11 protein-coding genes and 1 pseudogene are annotated in these 12,381 nt (G+C 42.5%); 1 reads left to right on the top strand and 11 read right to left on the bottom strand.

The genetic code is table 11. From position 1 onward, the window contains the following. Positions 1-144: 144 nt before the first annotated feature. From BGC07_RS02705 to hfq, 10 genes and pseudogenes are all read right to left on the bottom strand, one after another. Positions 145-546 carry a flagellar basal body-associated FliL family protein gene (locus BGC07_RS02705; RefSeq protein WP_069311863.1) on the bottom strand — a complete coding sequence of 134 codons (402 nt, stop codon included), beginning with the start codon at positions 544-546 and terminating at the stop codon, positions 145-147. 71 nt (positions 547-617) lie between these two features. Next, positions 618-797 (bottom strand): rubredoxin, encoded by a 180-nt coding sequence (locus tag BGC07_RS02710; protein ID WP_069311864.1) that lies wholly within the window; start codon positions 795-797, stop codon positions 618-620. A 3-nt stretch (positions 798-800) separates the two neighbouring features. Next, the gene (rlmB, locus tag BGC07_RS02715; protein ID WP_069311865.1) at positions 801-1,556 is read right to left on the bottom strand and encodes a 23S rRNA (guanosine(2251)-2'-O)-methyltransferase RlmB; all 756 of its coding nucleotides are present in this window, start codon (positions 1,554-1,556) and stop codon (positions 801-803) included. 173 nt (positions 1,557-1,729) lie between these two features. Beyond that, positions 1,730-4,090: a ribonuclease R gene (gene rnr, locus BGC07_RS02720; protein ID WP_235602859.1), complete on the bottom strand. Its 2,361-nt coding sequence runs from the start codon at positions 4,088-4,090 to the stop codon at positions 1,730-1,732. Next, the gene (locus BGC07_RS02725; RefSeq protein WP_077216718.1) at positions 4,042-5,319 is read right to left on the bottom strand and encodes an NCS2 family permease; all 1,278 of its coding nucleotides are present in this window, start codon (positions 5,317-5,319) and stop codon (positions 4,042-4,044) included. Before BGC07_RS02725 ends, rnr begins: the two co-directional genes overlap by 49 nt. A gap of 65 nt (positions 5,320-5,384) precedes the next feature. Beyond that, a complete protein-coding gene (locus BGC07_RS02730; RefSeq protein ID WP_069311867.1) occupies positions 5,385-6,680 on the bottom strand; it encodes an adenylosuccinate synthase in 1,296 nt (431 codons plus the stop codon). A 193-nt stretch (positions 6,681-6,873) separates the two neighbouring features. Next, positions 6,874-7,764 carry a protease modulator HflC gene (gene hflC, locus BGC07_RS02735; RefSeq protein WP_069311868.1) on the bottom strand — a complete coding sequence of 297 codons (891 nt, stop codon included), beginning with the start codon at positions 7,762-7,764 and terminating at the stop codon, positions 6,874-6,876. Continuing rightward, on the bottom strand, positions 7,764-8,978 hold the full coding sequence (gene hflK, locus BGC07_RS02740; protein WP_069311869.1) for an FtsH protease activity modulator HflK: 1,215 nt from the start codon (positions 8,976-8,978) through the stop codon (positions 7,764-7,766). Before hflK ends, hflC begins: the two co-directional genes overlap by 1 nt. A 19-nt stretch (positions 8,979-8,997) precedes the next feature. After that, entirely contained in the window at positions 8,998-10,266 is a 1,269-nt protein-coding gene (gene hflX, locus BGC07_RS02745; RefSeq protein ID WP_069311870.1) for a GTPase HflX, read from the bottom strand. 57 nt (positions 10,267-10,323) lie between these two features. Continuing rightward, positions 10,324-10,533 (bottom strand): annotated as a pseudogene (gene hfq / locus BGC07_RS02750) (RNA chaperone Hfq); the annotation flags it as partial. 870 nt (positions 10,534-11,403) lie between these two features. On the opposite strand from hfq, the gene BGC07_RS02760 reads away from it, so the two are divergent. Then, a complete protein-coding gene (locus BGC07_RS02760) occupies positions 11,404-11,652 on the top strand; it encodes a hypothetical protein (protein ID WP_069311872.1) in 249 nt (82 codons plus the stop codon). A 34-nt stretch (positions 11,653-11,686) separates the two neighbouring features. On the opposite strand, the gene BGC07_RS02765 is transcribed toward BGC07_RS02760, so the two are convergent. Further along, positions 11,687-11,950, bottom strand: coding sequence for a hypothetical protein (locus BGC07_RS02765; protein ID WP_069311873.1), 264 nt, complete (start codon positions 11,948-11,950; stop codon positions 11,687-11,689). Positions 11,951-12,381 lie beyond the last annotated feature (431 nt).

Raw genomic sequence — 12,381 nt, forward strand, 5'->3', positions numbered from 1 at the left:
CCATCAAAAATTAGCTTTGAATTTAACGGCATTCTTGTGTAAAAAATTTCTTTATATCTGTTCATGATAAAACCAGAAAAAGACTGATAACCTCAGAGTATAAACAAAGAGCACTTCAATAAAGGTGTAAGCATAGGTTTATGTTTAATTGTAATTAAATTTAGTAAATAACACACGCTTAATATCGACTCTTTCCGCATTTTCAGTCAACACCCGCGTGATTGTTTTTAGCGCCTCACTTTGTAAGCCATTCACCCCATGCTTTTTAGATAGTTTTTCTAGAGTTTGTTCGCTAAATAAATCAACTAACGCGCTGCGAATCAGAGGCATATTATTATTAATAATTTCTTCAGTTTTAGGGTCTTTAGGAATTAATAAAGACACTTCAACATAAAGATGCTTGGTCGATCCTTGCAAGTTAGTCAAAAATTGAGGACGAATATGAATATAAGAAAGTTCAACGGCAGACTTAGCTGTGATATTAGCCACCGCAGCGAGCAATAAACACATGATCAATAACAAACGTTTAATTGCAAATAACTGCACGATCAAACTCCCACATTCGTTATTCTAAATATAGATGATAGCCTAATCGTTCACCACTGCTCGCTTCATGGTTAATCTTCTATCTCAACCATTTCAAAATCATCTTTGCTTGCACCACAATCTGGGCACTGCCACGTTTCAGAAACATCCTGCCAATGTGTTCCTGGAGGGATGCCATCTTCAGGCCACCCCTCCGCTTCATCATAAATAAAACCACAAACGATACACATATAGCGTTTGTATTCGGCCATTGTTTACTTTCCTCCTAGTTGGCGTTGACGCACCGCCTCAAACAAACACACCCCGGTTGCCACAGAAACATTCAAACTAGAAACCGCGCCTGCCATTGGAATATGTGCGAGAAAATCACAATGCTCTCGTGTTAAGCGCCGCATTCCCGTGCCTTCTGCACCGAGAATAATGATTTGTCGCCCTGAAAAATCAATCTCATAGACACTTTTTTCAGCTTCTCCAGCCAAACCTGTCACCCAAAAACCTTCTTGCTGTAAACTTTCTATAGTCCGAGATAAATTCGTCACCAATACCAACGGAAGTGTTTCTGCAGCCCCACAAGCCACTTTACGTGCCGTTGCACTCAAAGGAGCTGAGCGATTTTTTTGGGCAATGACCGCAGTCACCCCAGCCGCTTCTGCTGTACGCAAACATGCACCTAAATTATGCGGATCTTCAACACCATCAAGAATTAACAGCCAAGCGTCCTTGCCTGCTTTTTCAACAATGCGATGCAGATCATCTTCATTATAGCTGTGTCCACCCACATAATGAGCAACCACTCCCTGGTGAGTTTGATCCGGCGCCAAGCGATCTAGGCCACTGCGTGTCACTCGCTCTATAGTCACTCCCCCTTGGCGGGCTAAGTCAACTAACGTATCAATTTTAGGGTCACTACGCCCTTTCAATAAGTAAAGCACTTTAACTTGCTCAGGCGCTCGTTTTAACAAGGCGCTCACGGCATGAATGCCAAAGATGAGTTCTTTTGAGTTTTTCATTTATTTTTTTTCTTCACTTTTGGTTTTGTACTGGTTTTACTTTTCGCTTGAGCTTTATTACTCGCGGGTTTGTCTTTTAATGTAATTTTCCGACGCTTGCGCTTTTTCTTATTCGCTGCAGCCTTCTTATCCTGGCTATTGCCATCTTTAGCTGTTTTTTGAGGCTGAATTTTTTAGCCGTTACCATTTTTAGGTTTCGCTTGAGCTTCAGTTGATTTTTTCTTAGTTGTTTTTGATCTACGGCGTTGAGATTTAGACTTAGATTTTTCTTTAACTTGGGCATTTTCTTGCAAAAACTCGGTTAAAGAAAAGTCAATCATCTTTGTGTCAAGATTGACATTGGCCACGATAATTTCTACTTCATCACCTAAAGTATAAGAACGCTTCGTCCGTTCACCCATTAAGCAATGACGAGTGGCATCGAAGTGATAATAATCACCCTGCAATTGACTTACATGCACCAAACCTTCGATATAAACATCTTTGATCTGCACAAAAATACCAAAGTGAGTGACGGCTGAAATGGTTCCGGTAAAAGTCTCACCGATTTTATCCAACATATATTCACATTTTAAAGCATCTAATGCATCACGTGTTGCTTCATCCGCACGACGCTCTGTCATTGAACAATGCTCACCATAGTGCGCCATTTTTTCTTCGCTATAGCCCACACCGCCGGTTAAGCCCAGCTGATGACGAATCGCACGATGAATCAATAGATCCGGATAACGACGAATCGGCGAGGTAAAATGAGTATAAGCAGGGTAAGCTAAGCCAAAGTGACCTTTCTCATCCGGTGCATACACCGCTTGCATTAAAGAGCGTAATAATACGGTTTGAACAATATTAAAATCATCTCGACCCTGAATCGACTTTAGTGCCGCCGAATAATCTTGAGGACTCGGCTTACTGCCACCACCCAAAGTTAAGCCGAGTTCAGAGAAAAACTTGCGCACATCAACGACTTTATCTGCTTTCGGCCCTTCATGAACACGGTATAATGCTGCAAGTTTATGTTTACGCAAAAAGCGTGCGGTTGCCACATTGGCACAGAGCATACACTCTTCGATTAAGCGATGCGCTTCGTTACGCACTGTCGGTACAATTTTATCAATCTTGCGATCGGGTCGGAATAATACTTTTAACTCCGTCGTTTCAAAATCTAATGCACCGCGCTCTTCACGGCGCTTTAACAGTACCTGATACATCGCATATAAGCTTTGCAAATGCGGCACTAATTCACGATATTTTTCTTTTAACGTCGTATCATCATGCTCTAAAATTTGACTCACATCGGTGTAGGTTAAACGCGCATGAGAACGCATCACCGCCTGATAAAATTTATAGCCGGATAAACGCCCCGCTGCACTGATGGTCATCTCACTGACCATACACAACCGATCAACATGAGGGTTCAATGAGCACAAGCCATTCGATAACACTTCCGGCAACATCGGCACAACACGGCCGGAGAAATAGACTGAATTACCTCGTTTTAGCGCCTCTTTATCTAAGGCACTACCTTTACGCACATAATGACTAACATCAGCAATCGCAACATAAAGTCGCCAACCGCCACTGGCCTTTTTCTCACAATACACCGCATCATCAAAGTCACGCGCATCTTCACCGTCAATCGTCACGAGTGGCAGCTCTCTTAGATCCACTCGACCTTTTTTATCTTTCTCTAAGACCTCTTCACTAAAGCTATTAATCTGTTCTTGGACAGCTTCAGGCCATTCATGAGGGATATTATGAACCCGCAAGGCAACATCGGTTTCCATCCCAGGGGCCATATAATCACCCAAGATTTCAACAACACGACCATCGGCCTGGCGACGATAGCTTGGATGTGAAGTAATAAGTACGTTCACCATCTGACCATTTTCAGCGCCGCCACTATTTTCAGACGTGATAAAAATACGCTGTTTGGTTTTCTTATCATCAGGCTCAACATAACTGCCTCTAGCTGACTTAAAAAACCGCCCGGTGACATGCTCAACACCACGCTCAATAATATCAACAACGGTGCCTTCACGGCGACCTTTCGACCCCGTGCCTGAAATACGTGCTTGTACCGTGTCGCCATGCCATAGGGCTTTCATTTGCCCAACACTTAAAAACACATCATCCGCGTCATCTAAGCAAACAAAACCAAAACCGTCTTTATGGGCATGGACACGTCCTTCAACAAGTTCGAACTTATCTGCCGGGTAATAACCTTCTTTTTTACGCACAAGCTGACCATCACGCTCCATCGCTCGTAAGCGTCGGCGTAATGCTTCTAAGCTGTCTTCATCAACAAGTGCTAAACGTTCAGCAATATCTTGACGTGATACAGCCATTTGCTCAGATTTAATCAGTTCTAAAATATGCTCACGGCTTGCAATTGGATTTTCATATTTATTCGCCTCACGTTTTGCGTGAGGGTCTTGTTTTGTTTTTTTAGTTGTTATCTTCATTTTTTGCCATAAATTTTTATACTCTAATGGGCGAGAAAAAATAGCCCAATAAATAACACCCCTATCGGCCATAGCCCCCAGGGAATTTCTTTTGCTTTTCCTGTCAATGTATAAATTATCAAATAACTTAATATTCCTAAACCAATTCCATCTGAAATCGAAAAACTCAATGGAATCATCACCACTGTTATAAAGCAAGGCACCGCAACACGGATCTCTTGCCAATCTATCTTAACTATACAACGAAAAATTAGGATCGCGACATAAACCAATACCGGTGCAGTTGCATAGGTCGGAATTGCCGTTGCCAAGGGTGCAAAAAATAAAACAGCAAAAAACAATACACCAACGACAACGCTCGTTAATCCTGTTCTCCCTCCTGCACCAATTCCAGCGGCACTTTCAACATAAGCTGATAAGCTAGTCGTCCCCAATAATGCACCTAAAGCCGTTCCAATACTTTCAATGTAAAATGCCCGAGTTAACCGCTTGCCTTTAACTTCATCATGTAAATTGGCTTGTTCTAATAACCCAAGCATAGTGCCAGTATTATCAAATAATACCAGAATAAAAAACGTTACAATGGCTGAAATCATACTCACATGCAAGACTGAGTTGATATCCAAATGTAACCAAGTTGGTGCCAATGAAGGTGGCATACTGACCAGACCATGAAAAGAACTGATGCCAAATAAAGCACCAATCATACTCACAGCGATGATACTGATTAAAATACCCCCTTTCACTCGATAATAATCCAGCACAACAATCATCAAAAAGCCAAGCAAGCTGAGCAACACTTCTGGACTATGCAAAGACCCTAAAGTGACTAGTGTTGCCGGACTACTGACGATAATTCCCGAACTTTTCAAACCGAGCACACCGATAAATAACCCAATACCGCAGGTAATCGCAAAAACCAAAGGCTCTGGAATCGCTTCGACTAACCAATGACGAAAACGCAATAGGGTTAAGATATAAAAGAGAATACCGGAGATTAATACCGCCGCCAGCATACTTTCCCAACTATAGCCCTGAGCGCCGACCAGAACAAAGGCAAAGTAGGCATTCATTCCCATCCCCGGGGCCACCGCGACTGGGAAATTCGCCCACAAGCCCATTGCCAATGTTGCAATTCCTGCCGCTAAGCAGGTTGCAACAAACACCGCTCCTTTATCCATACCCGTTGTCGCTAAGATGCTGGGATTTACAATGACGATATACGCCATCGTTAAAAAGGTTGTTATCCCTGCAATGACCTCTGTCCTTACAGTCGTCTGGTAATGCTTAAGCTGAAACATGTAAAGGGAATCTCCAAAGGACATAAAGAAGAAAGGCGCCCACTGGCGCCTCTTTCATCTAGCAATTAGCTTTCAAACGGGTGCTTTAATATAATCGTTTCACAACGGTCCGGTCCGGTTGATACCATGTGCAATGGTGCTTCAACCAGCTCAGCAATACGTTTCACATAGTTTTGTGCATTTACAGGTAGCTTTTCCCATTCAGTTGCACCTAAAGTCAACTCTGTCCAACCGGGCAATTCTTCATACACGGGTACACAGCGCTCATAATCAGCAGCATCAGCCGGCGGCAAATCAAATTTTTGTCCATCCATTTCATAATGCGTACAGATTTTTAATGTTTCTATACCATCTAAGACATCTAATTTAGTAATACATAAACTAGAAAAACTGTTCACTTGTACAGAACGGCGCACAGCAACTGCATCAAACCAGCCGCAACGACGTGAACGCCCTGTTACCGTGCCAACCTCACGGCCCACAGTCGCTAAGCGTTCACCAATTTCACAATCTAATTCCGTTGGGAAAGGGCCGCCGCCAACACGTGTTGTGTAAGCTTTGGTCATGCCCCACACTTCATCGAGATATAACGGACCAAAACCCGTCCCACAGGCAGCATTACCTGCGGTTGTATTCGATGAGGTCACATAAGGATACGTCCCGTGATCAACATCGAGGAATACACCTTGAGCGCCTTCGAAAATAATGTTTTTACCCGCACGGCGAGCAACTTCTAATTCAGCCGCTACATCGCTAATCATCGGCACTATGACTTTAGCCCACTCTTTAAGATCAGCGAGTAACTCGTCATAGCTCACAGGCTCTTCTTTAAAGTAATGCACCAAAGTGAAATTATGATAATCAAGAATATCTTTAAGCTTTTGCTCAACACGATCAAAATGAACAAGATCACCCACACGCAAGGCACGACGTGCCACTTTATCTTCATAAGCAGGACCAATCCCGCGACCCGTCGTTCCAATGGCTGATTTACCACGTGCTTTTTCACGCGCCTGATCTAAACGAATATGAACAGGTAAAATCAATGGACTGGCATGGCTGATGCTTAAACGTTCTTCTACAGGAATACCACGAGACTTAAGCTCTTGCATCTCTTCGATCAAGGCTGCAGGTGATAACACAACCCCATTACCAATCATGCAACGCACGTGTGCATGTAAAATACCCGAAGGAATAAGACGTAATTTTGTTGTCTCACCATTAATAACTAAAGTATGGCCTGCATTATGGCCCCCTTGAAAGCGGACCACAACATCTGCTTTATCTGTCAATAAATCAACAACTTTCCCTTTGCCTTCATCACCCCATTGACTGCCCAATACAATGATATTTTTACCCATTAGCTCTCTCTCAGCTGTGCTTAAAGATTAATCAAATTCGTTTACACAAAAACCGAGTCAATATAACAGATTTTTGTGCTATTTACTAAACATTTATCGCAGACGAAAAAAATGCTGCACAACACAGCATTTTTATACAAGTATTGATACAAATCAGGCAATAGACTTTCTCAAGCCAAGTTTAGCCCTTACTTTACCCTTTACCTGTAGAGTTAAAGTACTTAAAGAACTCACTGTTTGGCTGCAAGACAAAGACGCTTTCTTTACTGCCATTATCAAACGAATTCTTATAGGCTTCTAGGCTACGATAAAAACTATAGAATTCAGGCGCGACCGAATAGGCTTTGGTATAAATAGACGCTGCTTCTTTATCCCCTGCCGCACGAAGTTTTTGCGCATTCATCTCTGAACGAGCAAGAATCTCAGTTTGCTGTGCATCCGCTTTCGCTCGAACAATCTCGGCTTGTTCCTGACCTTCAGCACGGATTTTCGATGCTTCTTGCTCACGTTCTGCTCGCATACGGGCAAAGACAGAATCAGCAACCTCAGGCGGTAAATTAATTTGCTTAATCCGCACATCAACGACGAAAATACCATAGTTTGTCAGCTTAGACTCAACCGTATCACGAATCCCTTTCATCACCTGATCACGCTTTCCTCCCGCCAGCAACTCTTGAATACTCGAATTACCAAACTCTGCGCGCAAACCATCATTCACTTGTTGGCGAATCAGCACTTGCGCCCTTAAAGCATCACCGCCTGTTGCCGTATAATAACGCTCAAAGTTATCGATTTTCCATTTAACAAACGAGTCAACGATCACGTCTTTCTTTTCTTTAGTCACGATCCGTGATGCATCGATCGATAAATTTTGAATCCGCGCATTAAAGGTTAAAACACCCTCAACGCCTGGCCACTTAAAGTGTAGACCTGGCATTTTCAAGGCGACTTTACCGTCCTGACGCTCAACCTTACCTAAACGAACCAGTAAAGCGCGTGAGCCTTGCTCAACCGTATACATCGAGCTATAAGCAAGACCGCCAATAATGATGAGCGCAGCCACTCCAACCATACTTTTTTGCATTATTGTGCTCCTTGCCAACGTAAGTAGGCAGTTCGCTGATTATTTGCAGCACTACTACGATTATTTGATGATGACGTTGTTGATTGCTGGCTGTTATTCACTTGATTTTGCAAGGTCGCAGGATTAAACGATGTTACGTTTTTACCCCCTAACATCTCTCCTAAAGGAAGGTAAAATAAATTATTTCCTCCCTTCGTATCCATCACCACTTTTTGGTTTTTACCTAAAATGCCTTCCATATACTGTAAATACAAGCGCTCTTTCAATAATTTTGGATTCGCTTTGTAATCCGGTAAATAAGCATTGAAACGTGCCACTTGCCCGCGTGCATCGTCAGTCACTTTAGTTTTATAGGCTTTAGCCTCAGCCTCTAAACGCGCACCTTTACCTTGAGCGATCGGTACAATTTTATTGGCATAAGCGTTCGCCAAATCAATCACACGCACCTTGTCTTCTCGTGCTTTAATTACATCATCAAAAGCGCTTTTTACTTCTTCAGGCGCTTTTGCCGGCTGCATCGCAATATCAGTCACTTCTAAACCTGTTTGGAACGGTTTTAATGTGCTAATAATTTGCTGCTTAATTTCCTGACGAATTTTTTCACGGCCTGTGGTCAACACTTCGTCTAAATCAGACTCACCAATCACCTGACGAACCGCGCTATCAGTCACCTCACGTAATGTTCCTACAGGATCATCGACTTTAAAAAGAAAATCCCTCAAACCATTACTGCCAGGTGTTGTATCAATTTTGTATTGCACGGCCACATCAACAAAGACGATATTTTCACCACTCGTTAACATTTGACCCGACGTTTTAAATGACATCACCCGATCAACATTAACAACTTTGCGTGAATCAATAAACGTCGGTATCCAATGCATACCTGGCCCAACGGTTTCGATAAATTTACCAAAACGTAAAATCGCACCTTCTTGGGCAGGCTGAACGACGAAAAACCCAGAAGCCGCCCATAGCCCTAGCAAAATAACACCAGCAACTGTCGCCAATATCATCCCACCTTTTGAGCTGCCACCACCTGAGGAAGACGAACTACCACCATTGCCACCACCCAAGCCTAAGGCACGCCGGAGGGAGCCTGTAATTTTACGCAAAACCGCATCCAAATCTGGCGGCCCATCATCACGTTTGTTATTTTTATTATTGCCCCAAGGGTCTTTATTATTGTTTTGTCCAGGCTCATTCCAAGCCATAGGTTCCTCCAGAGTTTTTCTAGTACTGCTTACACTGTGTCAATGAAAGGCCATAGCGATCTAACGCATGACTTAAAACCGTAGACGAGCCTTTCACATGAATCCATGCCCAGTTCTCATCATACCGCTCTGAGCGCACTGTACGCAAGCGATGCAGTTCCGCACGCACATCCGCTTTACTCATCGGAATGCGCAAAACCGTATCCACCGCTTCACCACCGACCTGATCAAGTATTTTTTCATATAATTTAGCAAACCCCGTTTGCTTTGCTGCGCTCAGCCAAATTCCCCGGTGATCGCACTCTAACACTTTGTTTTTAAGCAGGTCAGCCTTGTTTAATATTAAAAGCTGAGGGACTTTGTCAGCACCAATTTCAGCCAGAACTTCATTAACCTGTTCTATCCGTAATAAATAATCCTCGCTAACACCATCAACAACGTGCAATAACAAATCAGCTTGTACCGTTTCTTCCAGCGTTGCTCGAAAGGCATCAATGAGCTGAGGCGGTAAATGCTGGATAAACCCAACCGTATCAGCTAATACCACTTCACCAAACTCGGGAACAATCGCCCGCCTTAAGGTTGGATCTAGTGTTGCAAACAAACGGTCATCCGCATAGGCATTGCTTTGTGATAACGCATTAAATAAGGTCGATTTCCCTGCATTGGTATAACCGACTAAAGCAATCGTTGGCAAATGCGAACGCTGGCGACGTTGACGCCCCAACTCACGGCTATCACGAATATGCTCCAAGCGCTTTTTTACTTTAGTAATGCGTTGGCGCAAAACTCGACGATCCACTTCTAAACCGGTTTCACCGGCACCACCCCGCACACCAATGCCGCCTCGCTGCTGATCATAGTGGCCAGATTGCTGCACTAAACGCGTGGCTTGATGTTGCAGCTGAGTCAACTCAACTTGAAGCTTACCTTCAAAAGTTCGCGCACGCTGCGCAAAAATATCAAGAATTAGGTCTGTCCGATCAAGAATTCGACAAGATAGGGCTTTACTGAGATTTCTCACTTGTACGGAGGTTAAAGCATGATTAATAATCACCTCATCAACGCCATCATAACCGGCAAGCTCTTCTTTAACTCGAGTAACTTGGCCTTCACCTAGAAAAGAAGCAGCATGGATCTCACTACGAGACAAGCATATTTCACACGCAATATGGCGACCGGCAGAAACAACAAGCTCACGAAACTCAACAAGAGGACCTGTATTTTCTAGAGAGCGAACAGTCAGGTAAACCAGCAGCGTTTTCTGATTAGTCAGCGATTTGTCCAAAATTAAGCCAAATTATTCACTGTTACCGTTAGGTCCATCCCCTTGGGGCCCTTGAGGCAATTTTACCGGTTTAGCCGGCACAATCGTAGAAATCGCATGTTTATAGATCATTTGGTTGACTGTATTTCTCAGTAAAATCACAAATTGATCAAAAGATTCGATCTGACCTTGTAGCTTAATTCCGTTAACAAGATAGATAGAAACAGAAACTTTTTCTTTGCGTAGCGTATTCAAGAAAGGGTCTTGTAATGACTGCCCTTTTGACATATTTAGCGCTCCTTTATAATAATCATTGTTATCGCCGTGCTCTAACCGGCACTCCCCTCAAGTGTAGCATGCATTTTTTAAAATCAAAATGGCCTTGCCCCGATTTAATGGATACCCTTAATTATACAATATAACGGACTCTCAACGAGTAGTGCGTCCTAGCCAAGAAAGTCAGCCCGCTCAAGATTCAAGCGAAAACTACAAGAGAACCCCCAGAATGTGAAGACCTTCTTAAAGCAAAAGCCGAGCTCGTTTGTAATACTCTAAAGATAGCGGGTCATGCACCCGTTTGATTGCTCAATTAAATTGTCTTGCCAAACTCGGACTCATTAATGAATAAATCAATCATCGCATCATGCATCTTTTCGCTCTGCGAAAAGCAAATGGTTTTTCCTATGAGCACTTAATTCGGGCTCTTAGGGTTAAATACTTGCGCTCAATGACTTGCGCGCTTTTTGCCAATGAAATAAGGGTGTTCTGACAAAATACTCAGATCAAAGCCCCGAGCATCTGCATAACAATAACAAATGTTAAACGATGAAAGTTTTGATTTAAGCGCAATTAATGCCTCATCTTTGACGTCAACCAAAATGATAAGCAAGAATTTTGCGGATTGAGTGATCAATTGCATGCCAAAGCCAACGCTGGCTTTCAGGAATAGTGCTTATGTTTTCCTCAAGTATAATCACTCAAATTACCCAGATTGAAGGTAAAATTACTGTACACCCTATGCTAATGAATAAAAGCAAAACTATTAAGCAAGAAAATTGTCTATAGGAGTATGTTCGCATATAGAGCTAACACTATGAGCCCTTGGGGTATTCGCCTTAGGCCGTAGCTTCTTGACGTTTTGCTATAAGAGCCAGTCCGATGATAATTACATTTAACGGTACTCAAATTAATGTTGAAAAGGTGCTCACTTTTTCTGTTGACGGTAATAATTTAGTAATGCACACTCCACATGATGAGCAGGTCATTAATTTTGATACAAATAGTAAGGAAATCATGAATACAGTCGCAGAATACGCTCGCTTGTGCTGTGAGAATAATTTTGAAAATATTAACCTTGATAAGATACGACACTGGCTATTCAATCAAGAGACAAGAGCTTCTGTTTAAATAACGACGAACCTTCAACAAACGCCAGAGAAAATCACATAGGAAAAAAGCGCTTAATATTGACTGATTCAGGGCCTGTTAGATGACGGCCATGGCATTTTTTTACATGCTCAATAACGGCATCTGCAGCAACAAAGCGAGCATCAGAGGCAGCTGCTGAGATTATAAAATCAATTCCTATCGTTTTACCTAAAATGCAATACTCCCCCTCAATCTTCCACTGACAAAGGCTATTCTCATTGTAAGCGGCACGTTTACGTTGTTCATGCTGATTTAACTTCAATTGAATTCCTGCCATAATATGCTCTGTATACAGAGAATTAACCCAATTAGCGCCGTATCTACGTTTAACTTACATGTGCTTACCCACACAAAACATATTAAGCTTTCTTCATTCTCAACTAAAGCCAGTGAAATATTTGTACCGTTATATCATATACATATAAGCACATGCGCCATAACAATTAAAAGCGAATTACAGGATAAATGTCAAGGAAAATATTGATCTACATAGAATAAAGCAGAGCGCTCAAGTCACTCTGCTTTTAGAAAGGACAAAAAACTACTATTATTTTTTAGCTTTTACTTTTCTTCTGATTGCAACCGTTTTCTTAGGACGGCCTGCTTTTTTAGCAGCGGCCTTTTTCACTGTTGCGGTTTTCTTAGGACGACCGACTTTTTTAGCGGCAGCCTTTTTCACCGTTGCAGTTTTCTTAGGGCGACCGACTT

The organism is Piscirickettsia litoralis, from assembly GCF_001720395.1.
Classification (GTDB): domain Bacteria; phylum Pseudomonadota; class Gammaproteobacteria; order Piscirickettsiales; family Piscirickettsiaceae; genus Piscirickettsia; species Piscirickettsia litoralis.